18 protein-coding genes are annotated in these 14,561 nt (G+C 37.8%); 7 read left to right on the top strand and 11 right to left on the bottom strand.

What is annotated here, in order from left to right; all coding sequences use genetic code 11:
• Positions 1–12: 12 nt before the first annotated feature.
• Positions 13–693 carry a uracil-DNA glycosylase gene (locus tag A5849_RS04815; RefSeq protein ID WP_002308387.1) on the bottom strand — a complete coding sequence of 227 codons (681 nt, stop codon included), beginning with the start codon at positions 691–693 and terminating at the stop codon, positions 13–15.
• A gap of 125 nt (positions 694–818) precedes the next feature.
• Here A5849_RS04815 and A5849_RS04810 point away from each other — a divergent pair, with 125 nt between their 5' ends.
• Positions 819–1,688 (top strand): Cof-type HAD-IIB family hydrolase, encoded by an 870-nt coding sequence (locus A5849_RS04810; RefSeq protein ID WP_002312156.1) that lies wholly within the window; start codon positions 819–821, stop codon positions 1,686–1,688.
• Between the two features lie 25 nt (positions 1,689–1,713).
• On the top strand, positions 1,714–2,229 hold the full coding sequence (locus tag A5849_RS04805) for an LURP-one-related/scramblase family protein (RefSeq protein WP_002308384.1): 516 nt from the start codon (positions 1,714–1,716) through the stop codon (positions 2,227–2,229).
• Positions 2,230–2,456: 227 nt separating this feature from the next.
• Here A5849_RS04805 and A5849_RS04800 read toward each other — a convergent pair whose 3' ends face one another.
• Both A5849_RS04800 and A5849_RS04795 read right to left on the bottom strand, forming a co-directional pair.
• Positions 2,457–2,801, bottom strand: a complete 345-nt coding sequence (locus A5849_RS04800) for a hypothetical protein (protein ID WP_002308382.1) — start codon at positions 2,799–2,801, stop codon at positions 2,457–2,459.
• Positions 2,802–3,206: a hypothetical protein gene (locus tag A5849_RS04795; RefSeq protein ID WP_002308381.1), complete on the bottom strand. Its 405-nt coding sequence runs from the start codon at positions 3,204–3,206 to the stop codon at positions 2,802–2,804.
• Between the two features lie 172 nt (positions 3,207–3,378).
• On the opposite strand from A5849_RS04795, the gene A5849_RS04790 reads away from it, so the two are divergent.
• Positions 3,379–3,936 carry a hypothetical protein gene (locus tag A5849_RS04790; RefSeq protein ID WP_086309980.1) on the top strand — a complete coding sequence of 186 codons (558 nt, stop codon included), beginning with the start codon at positions 3,379–3,381 and terminating at the stop codon, positions 3,934–3,936.
• Between the two features lie 234 nt (positions 3,937–4,170).
• On the opposite strand, the gene A5849_RS04785 is transcribed toward A5849_RS04790, so the two are convergent.
• From A5849_RS04785 to A5849_RS04770, 4 genes are all read right to left on the bottom strand, one after another.
• Positions 4,171–4,737, bottom strand: coding sequence for an N-acetyltransferase (locus A5849_RS04785; protein ID WP_002346106.1), 567 nt, complete (start codon positions 4,735–4,737; stop codon positions 4,171–4,173).
• Positions 4,738–4,791: 54 nt separating this feature from the next.
• Positions 4,792–4,971 carry a hypothetical protein gene (locus A5849_RS04780; protein ID WP_002308376.1) on the bottom strand — a complete coding sequence of 60 codons (180 nt, stop codon included), beginning with the start codon at positions 4,969–4,971 and terminating at the stop codon, positions 4,792–4,794.
• Between the two features lie 76 nt (positions 4,972–5,047).
• Positions 5,048–5,557 (bottom strand): hypothetical protein, encoded by a 510-nt coding sequence (locus tag A5849_RS04775; protein WP_002308374.1) that lies wholly within the window; start codon positions 5,555–5,557, stop codon positions 5,048–5,050.
• A gap of 95 nt (positions 5,558–5,652) precedes the next feature.
• Positions 5,653–6,033 (bottom strand): VOC family protein, encoded by a 381-nt coding sequence (locus A5849_RS04770; RefSeq protein ID WP_002308373.1) that lies wholly within the window; start codon positions 6,031–6,033, stop codon positions 5,653–5,655.
• Between the two features lie 331 nt (positions 6,034–6,364).
• On the opposite strand from A5849_RS04770, the gene pnuC reads away from it, so the two are divergent.
• Complete coding sequence (pnuC, locus tag A5849_RS04765) at positions 6,365–7,114, top strand: nicotinamide riboside transporter PnuC (RefSeq protein ID WP_002308371.1); 750 nt, start codon at positions 6,365–6,367, stop codon at positions 7,112–7,114.
• 42 nt (positions 7,115–7,156) lie between these two features.
• On the opposite strand, the gene A5849_RS04760 is transcribed toward pnuC, so the two are convergent.
• Together A5849_RS04760 and pcp are read right to left on the bottom strand one after the other, a co-directional pair.
• Positions 7,157–8,434, bottom strand: coding sequence for a hypothetical protein (locus A5849_RS04760; RefSeq protein WP_002348100.1), 1,278 nt, complete (start codon positions 8,432–8,434; stop codon positions 7,157–7,159).
• A 78-nt stretch (positions 8,435–8,512) separates the two neighbouring features.
• The gene (gene pcp / locus A5849_RS04755) at positions 8,513–9,157 is read right to left on the bottom strand and encodes a pyroglutamyl-peptidase I (protein ID WP_002287081.1); all 645 of its coding nucleotides are present in this window, start codon (positions 9,155–9,157) and stop codon (positions 8,513–8,515) included.
• 293 nt (positions 9,158–9,450) lie between these two features.
• On the opposite strand from pcp, the gene A5849_RS04750 reads away from it, so the two are divergent.
• From A5849_RS04750 to A5849_RS04740, 3 genes are all read left to right on the top strand, one after another.
• On the top strand, positions 9,451–9,717 hold the full coding sequence (locus A5849_RS04750) for a hypothetical protein (RefSeq protein WP_002308367.1): 267 nt from the start codon (positions 9,451–9,453) through the stop codon (positions 9,715–9,717).
• A gap of 220 nt (positions 9,718–9,937) precedes the next feature.
• Positions 9,938–11,983 (top strand): bacteriocin-associated integral membrane protein, encoded by a 2,046-nt coding sequence (locus A5849_RS04745; protein ID WP_025478065.1) that lies wholly within the window; start codon positions 9,938–9,940, stop codon positions 11,981–11,983.
• Positions 11,984–11,990: 7 nt separating this feature from the next.
• On the top strand, positions 11,991–12,677 hold the full coding sequence (locus tag A5849_RS04740; RefSeq protein WP_002348098.1) for a putative bacteriocin export ABC transporter: 687 nt from the start codon (positions 11,991–11,993) through the stop codon (positions 12,675–12,677).
• Positions 12,678–12,856: 179 nt separating this feature from the next.
• Here A5849_RS04740 and A5849_RS04735 read toward each other — a convergent pair whose 3' ends face one another.
• Positions 12,857–13,801 carry a DUF979 domain-containing protein gene (locus tag A5849_RS04735; protein WP_002345309.1) on the bottom strand — a complete coding sequence of 315 codons (945 nt, stop codon included), beginning with the start codon at positions 13,799–13,801 and terminating at the stop codon, positions 12,857–12,859.
• 1 nt (position 13,802) lies between these two features.
• A complete protein-coding gene (locus A5849_RS04730) occupies positions 13,803–14,489 on the bottom strand; it encodes a DUF969 domain-containing protein (RefSeq protein WP_002308360.1) in 687 nt (228 codons plus the stop codon).
• Positions 14,490–14,561: the final 72 nt, after the last annotated feature.

Genomic DNA, 14,561 nt, shown 5'->3' with positions numbered 1-14,561 from the left:
AGCGCTGTTTTATTACACTGTTTCAGGCAGTTGCCAATCAATCGGTTCTTCTCCTAACGCAAGGAGTGCATCATTCGTTTTCGAGAAGGGTTTGGAACCAAAAAAGCCACGACTTGCGGATAGCGGACTCGGATGTGGAGATGTAATGATGATATGACGGCTCTTATCGATCATTTTGATTTTTTCTTGCGCCGGTTTTCCCCACAAGATAAACACGATTGGTTTTTCTCGTTCATTTAATTTTTCAATGATCGTGTCTGTTAATCTTTCCCAACCTTTCCCGCGATGTGAATAAGCTTGCCCTTCCCGAACAGTAAGAACAGTGTTGAGTAAGAGGACTCCCTGTTTAGCCCATGATACTAGGTTTCCATGTTGAACAGGTACGATACCAAGATCATCATGAAGCTCCTTGTAGATATTTCTTAAAGATGGCGGGATCTTCACGCCGGGCTGCACAGAAAAAGATAATCCATGAGCTTGGTTTTCTCCATGATAAGGATCTTGTCCTAAAATCACTACTTTGACTTCTTCATAAGGAGTCAATTCCAACGCTTCATAGATATGATACATATCTGGATGGATCTTTTGGGTCGCATATTCTTTCTTTAAAAATTCTCTTAGATGCAGATAATAATCTTTTGAAAATTCTGAGGACAAAACTTCTTGCCAACTGTTATGAATGATTTCTTTCAAAACCTCCACCTCCTAATAAAAAGAATAACTCACATTTTCTTCAATCACAAGGGACAATCTTCCCCCTCAGCACTTGATTAATATGGTAAACTAGGAACAAGAAGCAGAAAGGAACGATAATCATTATGATCAAATTAATTGCATCAGATATGGATGGCACATTATTAGATGCCCATATGAGTGTTTCTCCTGAAAATGCCGAAGCGATACGTTTTGCAAACGATGCCGGCGTTGAGTTCATGGTCGCTACTGGACGAAACTACCAAGAAGCTCGCGCCGCTTTAGATGAAGTAGGAATCGATTGTGCGATGATCACTTTGAACGGGGCACAAGTATTTGATAAAGAAGGAAATTCCTTGTTTACCGTATCCATCCCAAATAATCAAGCAACCTCTGTTTTGGATATTTTAGACGCTAACGGTATTTACTATGAAGTAGCAACCAACGATGGTCTTTATTCTGAAAATCAAGCGAAGCGGATCGAAAGCTTTGCTTCCATGGTCGCTACCCATTTACCTCACCTTACGTATAAAATGGCGATTGCCATGGCCTCAGCTAAGCTGGAGTTGTTGCACATCACATATGTAGACAGTATTCGTACCATTTTGGAAGAAAAGAATCTGGAAGTCTTGAAAATCATCTGTTTTCATACAGAAGGACCTGCTGTGTTAGGACCAGTTGGTAAGCAGATTTCTCTTTTAGGTGATTTAGCTGTCACTTCTTCTGGTCAAAACAATATTGAAGTGAACCATAAAAACGCTCAAAAAGGGATTGCCGTTGCCCACGTCGCGCATGAGCGTGGCATTTCTTTAGAAGAAGTCATGACGATTGGTGATAATTTCAATGATGTCAGTATGCTGCAAGTGGCTGGAGTCAGTTTTGCAATGGGAAATGCAGAAATCGAAGTAAAAGATTATGCCAAATATACAACGGACACGAACCTTGAATCTGGCGTAGGAAAAGCCATATTGCGCGCGATTGCAGAAGACTTATAGTTTTATCTAGAAAAGAGGGATATAGATGTCAGAATTTTTCATTCAGGAAAAACAGCTTGGACGTGCGACTCGGACAATCGTCAAAAACGAAAAAGGGCATTCCCTGTTTTTGATGGTTGGTCGTTGGGGAACAAAGGGCGATGCGTTGTCTCTTTATGCCATGAATGGCGATCTTGTTGCCCACATCAAGCAAATAAGCCTGACATTCGGTACGCGTTTTGAGCTGTATAAGGAGTTCGAAAAAGTGGGAACCATGCAGAAAATATTCAATTGGCCCGGTGATTTTTATTATATTCGTAGGCTTCACTGGACAGTCCAAGGTGATATCTATAATCATCAATATCAAATCCACCATTTCAATCAACAAATCATGAAGATGGATAAAGCTACGCTTTTTTCAGGAGATTACTATGTACTGGATATCTCAAATGATGAAGATGCTCCTATTTGTATTTGTATTGCTGCGGTTTTAGATTACTGGCTTTACCGAAAGAATAAAAATAAAGAAAAGCCTTTATCCTATCGATTTGATGTGAATTAGAAAAAATAAAAGCAGCATGAAAGCAAGCTAACAATAAACAGCCTCAACATCTAAGTTAAAATGAAGAATCTACGATATTGGGAGTCGTTACTTGATCGAGTAACGACTCCCAATATTTCTTATCAATAATAGAAAATACCAAAATTCCCCACGAAGCAGAGGTATTCAAACACTCTTGATGAACTAAAAAAGTGCTATTTCATCCGTCTATATCCTCCTATCACATATTAAAACTTTAATCGACCGATAGGACATCCTCCATTCGATCTGACCGTCCCTCTGTATATCCCTACATACCAGAATCTTCCTGTAGCAAAATCTTTGTCGTAAGACCAACTTTGTAAATATAATTGCCCACAATAAATACCATCATTATATATAATTGTATTTGTTAGACCGCTTAAAGTAGCCGATCGTCTTGTATGGTAGATAACTTTACTACCTCTGCTATTGATAGTACTCATTACTTGCTCAGCACTTAAATCATTTGTATCGGCATGTATTTTTTGTGAAAAAGCGGTTAATCCCCATATAACCATTGTTAAAATAAATAAGTTCTTAAATTTTTTCACTTATATATCTCCTTCCCTGAAATTTATTTTTGAAGGAATCGGTAAAGGTAAGGAATGGTGATAAAAATATCCCTCATAATATCCTCGAGTTCCATTTGAAACAGGCATTTCCCTATATTTTCCAAGCCAACCTCGATAGGCTCCAGATTGGAAGAATGCAACAGCTGGAGCAGGATTTCCAGTCGTTGTCCATCCACTTGTCCAATAACGTGTCAATATAGCTTGTGGAGAAATAGTGATAAACTTCATTTGATCGAAATCAAAAATAGTGGTTTCTACAATGTGAGAAGGAGCATCCTCACCATAGCTAAAATCTTTTGCTTCAGCATGGACACCGTTATTACTTAATAAAAAAACAACAACGGACAGTAAAAAACAACTAGATAAAAAAACATTTTTAATCATAAAAAAACCTCCATTTCTACTTTTACACTCTCATTATACATTGAATTTTTATGCATATCAAACCTGTCTCTTATACACATCTTGCATATCAAACAAAACTCCAATTATATTACCTATTATTTTATAAATATGGTAAAATATTAGAAAAATAGAGATTCAAGGAGAGGATCATATGAAAAAAAAGTTATTAAAAAGAACTATTTATACATCACATTTGTTATTATTATTCATAATCAGCGGTTGCAATTCGAATTACAATAAAATAACTTATGTCACAATAGAACAAATTACAGCTAATGGAACCTTACAAACTAGAGGAACTTATATTTTAGACTCTTATACACATCTAGATGTGTATAAGAGACAGTTACTAACTAGAGGAACTTATATTTTAGATAATGGGTATTTAGAAATCAGTAAAGAATTTAAACAAAATATAAATTTAAATACCTCTCCAACAAAATTGTTAAGCGAAACCGATCGACTGTTACTGGCTGAAATGATTAAAGAAGACTTTCCTTCCGAAACTATTTCTACTGAAAATCCAGAATTACTGCAAAGTTTCAACAGGAAAGTCAAAAATGGAAGAGTGGAAATCGATTCTGATAATAAAAAAACTTATCTAATCGGAAAAGATTACAAAAAGGAATTTACATGGGTAGCTGACAATCAAGCAAGGCTAAAAGATTCATTCGGAGTCGAATACAGTTTTACAACGGATAGCAAATAGGACTGTGACAAAAATCGTATCACAGTCCTTTATTTCGAACAAACGGGGTTCCAGAAGTAGCTTCTTCGAAAAATAAGCCGAAATTTTACAAAAATTTGAGAAGCGATTTTCGTAATTTCCTTCTTATTTCTTGAAGCTGACCACTTCTGTCACAACCTTATTAAAACCTATTCAATTTTTAGTAACAATTATTCTTCTTTACACTATTATTTTTTTACTATTTGACCATTTAAATCAATTTAATTTCTTTTGCATATGATCATAAAGATGACCACTGATCATCCGCTGACCGACCACTTTGAAGCCATGGCGTTCGTATAATTTTTTAGCCTTTGGATTTTTTTCATCCACACTTAGTCCGATGACGGAGCGATTCGCTTTCTTCGCCAATTTAGGTAATGCTTCTAATAATCGTGAACCGATGCCTTGCCCTCTAAAATCTTCTGATACACTGATAGAATCCAAATACCATTCATTGGGAAACGTTTCTTTATCAATGAACAAACGTGTAGACGCATCTAACTGATATTTTTCTAAGATAGGTACCAGCGGCTGATCGATGATGGCTTCTTCTTCATCTGTATAACCGTAAGCAACTCCTGCAACTTTACCGTCTATTTCTTCTACGATACCTCGTGAATAACTGTAGCGATAATTTGGATCAGTGATGGCTTCTTCTAGAATCTCTAAAGTCTTTTGTTCCCCTGTCTGCTTCAAAAATGGCAATTCCATGTCTTTTAGAATTACTAAGATCAATGGAGCGATTTCTGGAGCATCTTCTTTTCTCGCAAAACGAATCATAGTTTCCTCTCCTTTTCTCCATTCTAACATGCAGAAAAAGAAATCGCAAAATCGTTATTTTAAAAAATCTTCTATCTTTTCAGTAATGAAATAACCATGAGTAACGATTCTTGCCGCTTCAGTTCGGCAATAAGGGCAGACGATTGGCATTTCTTTATCATTATGTTCGACTACATTATTGACTTCTTCGTATGCAAATTTTTTTCCGCAATTAGGGCATTTCATTTTTTCCATGTTATCTCAACTTCCTTTCATCTTTACCCTCTTAGCTTACTCTTATATTGAAAAAAAGAGAAGCGATAGCCTTTTTCTATGCAGATATCCATACCTGTTGAGTCTGTTTTCCATCAATTAATTGGACTTGATAATACGGACGTTCATCTTTAACTACAATTGCCCACTCTTTCACTTTTGCTTTTTTCCCGTAGTAGCTGACTGCTTCCTTCATCGCTGCTTGCGGTTGCTTGAACTCTTCCGTTTTTTCTATGTCAAATAGAGGTTCTGCTGTTTTTTCTGTATGATTCCTTACAGTTGCTTTCCCAGTGGACGGGTTGACTGCTATGACTTGTCCTTCACAAAAAAACTGGTATTCATATGTTGCATTCGTAGGATTATCCAATTCTTTTTCCACTGTAAAATGGATAGAAGATATATTGTGTTTTTTTATTTCTTTTTTAGCGATTGCTGCTGCTTCGTTCAATGAGATCCGATATTCTTGATCACTAATATCATCCAAGTGAAAAGCGGCGCTGAGCAATCCTGTCATACCGGTAATCAATATTACGATGAGGGCAGCAGCACCAAACATCATTTTTTTCATTCTTCATTCTCCTGTTTCTTTTTTTAAAAGAATATCAAGAAATGAACGAACGAAAAATCGAATGAAACGAAAAAAAAGTGACAATTTTGTTATCTTTATTCGTGTAGTTCTAACGGCAACCCGTCTGGATCAAAGAAAAACGTCATTTTTTTACCTGTAAACGTATCTTCTCTTACCGGTTCAGATTCGATCCCTAGGGAATACAATTCTGCAATTGTTTCTTCGATATCGTCTACTTTGAAAGCAAGATGACGCAAGCCACAAGCTTCTGGATAGTTTGGTCGTTGTGGTGCATTGGCAATTCCAAAAATCTCCAATTCGGCACTTCCTAGTTTCAGATCTAATTTATAGTCATCTCGTTCTTTGCGGTAGTTTTCTCTGATTACTTCAAATCCTAATTTATTAACATAAAAATCACGTGATTTCTGATAATCTGAAACAATGATGGCTACATGATGGATCGTTGTAAGGTTCATATAAGCACTCCTATTCTTCGTTTAAATTCGTATCTACCTTATTCTCCAGCTCTATTGTAAATGTGTCAGCTTGAAAAAAATAGCTGTTTTTTCTTTTTATAAGAAAAAAGGCAAAAAAAAAACAGAAAGTAGGTCCTCCAAGACACTCTTCCTGTTCCCAATATAATAAATGAAAGTAAGAAATTATATTTTCAAGAAAACAAACAGAAAATTATCATAACACAAATTATTTATAATTGAAAGACTAGTTTTTTTTCAAGAAAAGCATACAATAGATTGTGTTAGTAAATACAGAACACACTACATTTAGTGTCTTAAGGAGTCCTCATACATGAAGTCATATTTTCAGTTTTTAGCTCATCAGCTAAAAGGCTGGCCGCAACAAAATTATTATCTTTTCTTTTTCAGTCTTGGCTGTCAGGTCATGACTCTTGTCAATAGTCCCATCACTTGGCTGTCCGTTATCACATTTATCGGTACCACGCTTGGTGTATTGTGTATTTTATCCATCAATGCGGCAAAATCAGTCAACGGTATTTTAGGTATTTTGTCTGCGATTTGTTTTATTATCGTTGGATTTTCAGCAAAGAACTATTTAAGTATCGGTGAACAGATTGCTTATATGATCACATTGGATATCCCCGTATTGTTAAGTAAAGAATGGAATCATAATATGGCTTCAAAAATCCGAAAATTCACTGGAAAAAGCTGGTTTATCGCAATCGTCAGTACTTTCCTTGTCTATCTTGTTTCAGGATTCCTGATTGGTCGTTATACAGATGATCCTCGCCCATGGGTAGATGCCATTGCTTTTTCCATTAGCTTGACTGCTGGTATCATCAGTTTCTTGCGTTACAATAACCAATATTACTGGTGGTTAGCTTCAGGGCTTGCACAAATGGTCCTTTGGTATATTTCATTTACGCATGGATCTGCAAGTTTGGCAATGTTCGTGAACAGCTCTGTTTACTTGCTGAATGATGTCCTTGCATTTACCGTTTCTCCTTGGTATAACCAAAAAGAACGTGAACGTATGCAAAAAATGGAAGAAGAATACTACAACGCACAGCAACACGCATAAAAAATAGGCTTTTTCTCTAAAAATAGAGAGAAAGCCTATTTTTTATAGTAATTCCTTCAGATACTTTCTTGCCTCATCATTGAAACGCAGTGATTCTTCTAACTTCTGATAATACTCTAACGCTTGTTTTTGCGCTTCAGTAAAACGATAATGTTTCCCTTTCCATTTGTCGATCGTCTCTTGTACATTCCCAGATTGGATATCCTTCACTACTAGCTGCCATTTTTCTTTTGAGATTGTGTGCTCTTTCTTATCAGCAGATTGTACGGCTTCTCGTTCTTTACGCAATACTTTTAAAAAACCATTTCTGACTATCCGAGGAATGCTGTCGAAGAACCCTTCCGTAAAACCATAGCGACAATATTGCTTCCAAATAAATAGATAGATTTTTGGTTGGATGAACCGTTGTTTTTTCGCAAAATATTCCATCTGAGCAATGACTTCTGGTGTTCGCTGACGTTTTGTCTTTCTCAATGCGGAAATAAACGTTTCAAAATAAGCATTAGGATGCGCTGGCACTTCTTCATAAACGATGGATTGCCAATCTTTACGTAAAAATGTGCGATAGTTGTTCAAGAATTCTTCTACATCCTTTACTAATTCTTCTGTAAAGTCGTCAAACAGTTCTTTCTTTATCTGTCGCTTTTTTGGCTGCCCATTGATGTGTTCACTGATTTTCTTGATTTCATTTTCCAATGCTTGATAATCCGCTATGTAAATCGGCATTTCCGCTTGGCGAAATTCTGCGAGACGCTGTGCTAATTTTATATCCGGTAAATACGGCTGTTTCATCCGTCGATTTTGGTACAGGACAAAACAGTATTTTTGCCATAGTTCTTCAGGAAAATCGATATTCTTTTGCTTAAGCCATAATAATTCATCTAAGGCCAGATCGACTTTTGTCATTCCCTGATGGATCGAAGCTGCTACTGTCGGAGAAACATGCAGGTGATCGGCAAAGTGGTTGATACCTAGCTTTAGGGTCTTTCCGGTTTTTGGCGATTTGACGATATATTGCACTTTTAATTCTCTCCCACATTCGCAATACAATTTTTGCTGGCTTCGTTTTGTTCGAAAAAACGGATTGATCTTGAAGTCAGAAAACACCCAATCTGTTGCGGCCAAATAATGTTCTTCCATAAAACGAGAGCTGATTAGATATCGGCGGTGCTTATCGACTAGTTCCCGCTGTTTTTTTGTTAATTTTGCATAGATCTCCCAACGTTGACTGCTTGTGTATTGTTTAGAGATCTTAATAGGATAGCTTTTGTTGATTTCTTTTGGAAACCATTCTTCAAAGACGGATTGCCATTCTTCCACAGCTATTTCTTTCCTTTCTAATTACAAAAAGCTGGCTACTAACATAACGTTAGCAACCAGCCAGTGTTTCTTGCTAAATTAGTGAGTTGTTCCGGCATTCCCGGAAATATCTTCTTTATTTTCTACTGCTGCTTCAACTGCATAAGTCAAAGAAGAAGCAATGTCTTCCAGAGACATAGAAGGTGTACCCACTGGACGATCGATCACTTGATCTGGTGAGAATGGTACGTGGATGAACCCACCGCGAATTGCAGGGAATTGCGTTTCGATCAAATGAAGCAAACGATACATGATATCGTTGCAGACAAATGTTCCTGCTGTATAAGAGATGTACGCTGGTAGACCATGATCTTGTACATTTTTTGTCATTGCTTTGATTGGCAATGAAGTAAAGTAAGCGGCTGGACCGTTTTCTTCTAAAGCCGTATCAAATGGCTGATTTCCTTCATTATCAGGAATTCTTGCTTCTGCTAGATTGATTGCGACACGTTCGAACGAGACTGCTGACCGTCCGCCTGCTTGTCCGACACAGATCACGACATCTGGTTGGTGCTGTTGGATGGCTTCTTTGACTACTTGACTGCTTTTTTCGAATACGGTCGGTACTTCCACTTTGATGATTTCAGCACCGCTGATTTCATCTGGCATTTTCTTTACTGCTTCATAGGCTGGATTCACTTTATCCCCACCAAATGGATCAAAACCTGTTACTAGTACTTTCATCTGTTGTTCCTCCGTCCGATTGATTTAACATATGGTTATCTTTTATCTTACCATTTTCTTTGAACAGCGTAAATAAAGGAAAGAAGAGTTTAAATAACATAACATAGCAAACTTAATATATTCTTATAAAAAAATAGTGTTCCACTACTTTGAAAGCGGATTATTTTACTATAAAATAAAGATAATCTGATGAAAATATCACCTATACCATTTATCGAAGAAAGGAAGTAAAAAATGAAAAAATAACATTATTTTGCAAAATAGGTCTTCTTTTAGGAAGTACCGTCATTAGCATGGTGCAAGCAGAAGCACATGCTGACACAGTCACAGACTCAAAAAACGAAATACGGATAACCGAGCAAATGCCTCGATCAGGCGGGGTCATTTTGGATGATAGCGGGAAAGTGATTGGCACGACAGATCCCTCTCTCATAACGGATGCCCCTTTAGAAAGTAGAGGATCTGTCCATATCCACCGCGGACATTGGACATACGGGACACATAGTTGGCCTGTTATGCCAATAGGACAAAAACGTGCTTGGTCAAATTTCAATCATTAAGATAAATTCCACTATGCAACAGCAGTGGTTGGAGGTAGAAGATATACTGCTTATGCTGACCGTAACATGTATGCCTATGCCACTGTAGTAGGTGATAGCAAACACACAGGCTTAGCGTATTACGGCTGGTGGTAATCCATCTTTAAGTAACTACACTGATGTTTTCATCAGACATCATTAAAAAATTGCTACCTATTTTAACAGTAAAGGATCACATTTCATGAACAATAAACTTATTCGGTTGAATTTATTTGTCTTTTTTTCTATCCTTTCATTCATGATTTTCTTTTATATCCGAGAAACGACACAAGAAAGGATCATCGCCGACAGCTATTCACTTCCTGAACAATACCAATCGTTCGATCTACCTCGAACGATCCAAGACGATCGACAAAATTTTTCGAGAAACCTGTCCATTTTGCTCGAAACGGCAGAAGAAGAACAGTTGAACGTACTTTTTCGTGAAACAAATTTCACACCCAAAATCACGAACGGAAAGCCTGACCCAAGTGTTGATCTAGTCGTGATCGACTATTTTTCCAATGAGCCTGATTTGAGAACGCTGCTGAATCAACCTTCAGCAAAGCACCTCTTAACTCAACACTATACGATCAATTATGCTTCGTTCAACAATCATCCATTGATAGAGCTGCCTTCCTTTAAAGAAGCAACGAAATTTGTAGAAAGCCAAAATACAGAGCAGGTATCCGCGTTCATCAAAAGCTTGACGACTAAGTATAATGAACTCTATCAACCTTCATTCACGGTGCAGGATTTTCAATATACAGATTATTCAGAAACCATCATGTTGCTTGATTTTCGTCCTGTGAGGAATTTGATTATTATCAGTCTAGTCTTCTTCCTGTTATTTACCGCTCTATGGCTATTCGACAATGCAAGAAAGTTATCGATCCTACGATTGAACGGACTTTCTTGTGCGACGATCTTGTATAAAGTACTGCTAAAACAACTGCTCTTCCTATTCGCATCGTGTTGTTTTGCTCAATTAATCTTCGATCCATCGATCTTTCTTTCGAACATGGGCTACCAAGCGGCTTTTTTTGCCGTATCTGTCGTTAGCTCGCTGTGTGTCGTTTATTTCTTATGTTCCACTTCTTTTGCTGAAAAACTCAATAGGAGATCATATGCCAGAACCTTTATTTTTTCACTTTATCTCTTTAAGACAATCGCATTTGTCTGGTGCTTAGCCAGCGTCCTTACTGTTGTCGAACTGGTCAATCTATCACTTAGTCCTTCTACCTATCCGGATGAATTTTCTGAGTATGCAGTATTTTATAATACCTATTCAGGAAAAAACAACCATGAAGTCATCAGTATCGAAAACAATGTATTAAGTATCCAACAAGACCGCTTGTATCAACATCTAGAAGAAAACGGGATGCTGCTGATTGGTACAGTCAGTTACTTTATGGAAGAAAAAGAAATCAACCGCAAAATTTGTGTAAATGTCAATTATTTGCAAAAATACCCGATCATCAGCGTAACTGGACAAAAAATAACGATCTCTCCCGAGGAAACCCAACGTGTCTTTTTAGTACCGGAAAGATTGGAGAATCAGTTCCAAGAAATCAAAGAACATTATTTGCATGGCTACTTTCTGGATGAATCACAAGCTGATTTTTATCTCACCCGGTCCAAACAAGAGATCCATACATTCCACCCAGATGAAGAAATCATTCACTATCCGAATGTCATCGAAGTCCAAACAAGAAACAACAGTGCGGGAAACCTCCGACAAATCATTACTGGTGGTGGATATTTCGACCCAGTCAAAGTTCCTATCACTCAATCGGTCGAGAAAACATTCGAACCCATCAAAAAAGTACTGGAAGAAAATTATTTATTGGACAACTATCCAGCGCTCACCCCGCTTTCAAAAATCAAAAAAGTAGATTTACAAAGACAAATTGGTGAAATCAAACGACATAGTCTGGAAATTCTCTTCGCTCTTTATCTTTTGATCACGATGATTGCTTATCTCGTGCTGATTTCTTTGAAGATCAAAAAGCAGAAATATACGATTTGGCGATTGAATGGTATTTCCATGATCAAAACTTATCGTATGATTTTCTTGCCGTTTTTCATACAATATGGTGCATTGGTTTTATATACGACTTTCATGGATGCGCCTTTTGCTTGGATCCAGAGTCTGATTCTTTTTTCTATCTTAGAGATAGGAATGATTTTCTTCACCTTGCACCGTTTGGAAAGAAAAGAAAAAGCAACTATATTAAAAGGAGAATGATAGTCTGATGCCTCTCATCCAATTAGATTATGTAACGAAAACCTACAAACAAAAACTTGTCCTGGATGCTGTCTCTTTGTCGATCGATCAAGGAGAATTTTGGACGATCCACGGAAAAAGCGGTGCAGGAAAATCCACCCTATTGAATCTTTTGGGACTCATTGATTCATTCGATGAAGGAACGGTCTCGCTCTTTGGAAAAAGTGCGCCGAAAATCAACAGCAAAGCAGCTCTTTTACTACGGAGAAATAAAATCTCCTATCTTTTCCAAAATCATGGATTGATCGAAGATGAAACGATCATGGACAATTTGAACATCCCCTTCATCTATCAAAAGACCAGACGAAGAGAAAAAATCAAGCTGCAGCAAGAAGCTCTTGCCAAGGTTTCCTTAGACTATCCATTGAAAACAAAAGTTTATCGTCTTTCTGGCGGAGAAAAGCAACGCCTAGCTTTTGCCAAACTCCTACTAGAAGACAAAGAACTGATCCTAGCAGATGAACCCACTGGCTCTTTAGATAACGAGAACCGTAACCATATCTTGGATCTGCTATTCCAACAGCATCGCGCGGGGAAAACAGTTATCGTTGTGACCCATGATCCTTATATCATCGAAAAAAGTCCACGCTCTTTTTCGATAGATTCGTGGCAGGAAACTAAAAAAAGAGGTTGTGAAATCAGCGCTCTGACCTGAGTATTAGAAAAACAAAAAGGGGGTGTGACTAGTGTCACACCTCCTTTTTCCGAATAAATGGTGTTCCAGAAGTAGCTTCTTCGAAAAATAAGCCGAAATTCCACAAAAATTTGAGAAGCCATTTTCGTCAATTCCTTCTTATTTCTTGAAGCTGACCACTTCTGTCCCAACCTCTTTTTTTATTTAAATAAAATCATGTAAGCAATTTGGAAAACAAGCATGAACAAAGCAATGAAAAGTTGATTTTTGATCACACCGTATTTATCTTTCATTTCCAACATCGCCACTGGCACGATATTGAAGTTAGCAGCCATTGGTGTCAGCAAGGTTCCACAAAAACCGCAAGTCAACGCGACCATTCCTATTAACGCTGGATTCGCTCCATGGCTAAATACGAATGGTGCACCGATACCAACCGTCATCACGGTGATAGCCGCAAATGCATTCCCCATGATTACCGTAAATATCACCATGCCAAGAGCGTAAATGATGATACCGATGTTCACATTTCCTTCTGGAACGATCGTACCTACGGCATTGGAAATCACTGTTCCAACTCCGGCACTTGTAAATACCGCACCAAGAGAAGCTAAAAGCATGGGCAACATACTTAACGGCCCTACTGTACCCAGCATATCTGCTGCGTCATCTAAAAATGTGCTTGGGCGATTATCTCGAGAAAAGAACATCAAGATCAGCATAGCCGCAAAAACACCGACACCCACACCGACTAAAGCACCTAAATTGGTGAATAAAGCAAACAAAATCGCAAAGACACCGATACTCAAAGCTGGAATAAATATTTTCATTCCTAGTTTGTCTGACATTTTTTCCATATATGCTTTTGATGGAAGCCGACTTTCTCCTTTGCTGACTCTCTTAGCAATCGCGGGTATGGTCATCGCAAAGATCAAGCCGCCGTTCACGATTGCCGGAAGCCATCTTCCTCCTGCAATAACTACCCCTAAAACCGTCCAGAAAAAGGCTGAGCCGTAACGATGAGGATTGGTTTTATCTGTTAAGTTTCTTACTCCAGTGTAAATCAACACAAGTCCCATCACGATATAAAGGATCTCCAATAATTTATCGCCTAACAAAATATCAGGATTTGTAAAAAAGTCCATCTTATTGCCCCTTTCCTGAATAATATTTCTTCGCTAGCTTCTTTTCCTTAAGATAGAAGTAGACACTTGCCACGACTAAAGCTGTGATAGCCACTGGAACTTCCACTAAAGCAAGCTGTCCCAATGTTACGTCATATCCTAGATCTTTCAATGTGGATTGGACTAGCAATGCCCCTGCTCCTCCGATGAACAGTACTTGTCCAAAGAACCAGCAGACATTTTCCATAGCCGAAGCCATCCCTTTTAGTTCTTCTTCATGCTTCGGATGGACTTCTAACCCTTTTGATTCGATGGTCCCCAATGCCATAGGTAGAATGATCGGACGAACAAATCCAGCAACTCCACCAAAACTCACGTTAAAAGCTGCAAAGATCATTCGAAAGATCCCATAAATATCTACGATCATGCCAGCAGATACTTTTTTGAATCGCTTGATCAAGGAAGCCGCTGATTCTTTCAGACCATTTCTTTCAAGTGTTCCTGTCGCCAACATAATGATGATGAAAATCGCCATCCCACGATTGTTCACAAAACTTGTGCCTAAAAGTTCTAACATTCCTTGAATGCCAAGACCGCCAGTCAAAGCTGTCACAACTAAAGCAACCATCACGATCAATATCGAGTCTAATTTAAATGCGAACCCGAGAATAACGATCAAGACGCCTAAAAGGCTAAGATAATTTTCCATGTATTTTCCTCCATAAAATGACAATATTTTTTTAATTATAATGCAAAACACATAAAAAATATAGCTGTTTTC

The organism is Enterococcus sp. 10F3_DIV0382, from assembly GCF_002140245.1.
Lineage (GTDB): Bacteria > Bacillota > Bacilli > Lactobacillales > Enterococcaceae > Enterococcus_B > Enterococcus_B lactis.
This window is presented reverse-complemented; position numbering and strand designations above follow the sequence as displayed.

Coding starts and splice junctions, on each gene's coding strand:
- A5849_RS04750 (WP_002308367.1), top strand. CDS start 9,451: ATGGTGCAAGCAGAAGCACATGCTGACACAGTCACAGACTCAAAAAAC.
- A5849_RS04790 (WP_086309980.1), top strand. CDS start 3,379: ATGAAAAAAAAGTTATTAAAAAGAACTATTTATACATCACATTTGTTA.
- A5849_RS04810 (WP_002312156.1), top strand. CDS start 819: ATGATCAAATTAATTGCATCAGATATGGATGGCACATTATTAGATGCC.
- A5849_RS04785 (WP_002346106.1), bottom strand. CDS start 4,737: ATGATTCGTTTTGCGAGAAAAGAAGATGCTCCAGAAATCGCTCCATTG.
- A5849_RS04740 (WP_002348098.1), top strand. CDS start 11,991: ATGCCTCTCATCCAATTAGATTATGTAACGAAAACCTACAAACAAAAA.
- pnuC (WP_002308371.1), top strand. CDS start 6,365: ATGAAGTCATATTTTCAGTTTTTAGCTCATCAGCTAAAAGGCTGGCCG.
- A5849_RS04745 (WP_025478065.1), top strand. CDS start 9,938: ATGAACAATAAACTTATTCGGTTGAATTTATTTGTCTTTTTTTCTATC.
- A5849_RS04805 (WP_002308384.1), top strand. CDS start 1,714: ATGTCAGAATTTTTCATTCAGGAAAAACAGCTTGGACGTGCGACTCGG.
- A5849_RS04730 (WP_002308360.1), bottom strand. CDS start 14,489: ATGGAAAATTATCTTAGCCTTTTAGGCGTCTTGATCGTTATTCTCGGG.
- A5849_RS04770 (WP_002308373.1), bottom strand. CDS start 6,033: ATGAACCTTACAACGATCCATCATGTAGCCATCATTGTTTCAGATTAT.
- A5849_RS04735 (WP_002345309.1), bottom strand. CDS start 13,801: ATGGACTTTTTTACAAATCCTGATATTTTGTTAGGCGATAAATTATTG.
- pcp (WP_002287081.1), bottom strand. CDS start 9,157: ATGAAAGTACTAGTAACAGGTTTTGATCCATTTGGTGGGGATAAAGTG.
- A5849_RS04795 (WP_002308381.1), bottom strand. CDS start 3,206: ATGATTAAAAATGTTTTTTTATCTAGTTGTTTTTTACTGTCCGTTGTT.
- A5849_RS04780 (WP_002308376.1), bottom strand. CDS start 4,971: ATGGAAAAAATGAAATGCCCTAATTGCGGAAAAAAATTTGCATACGAA.
- A5849_RS04775 (WP_002308374.1), bottom strand. CDS start 5,557: ATGAAAAAAATGATGTTTGGTGCTGCTGCCCTCATCGTAATATTGATT.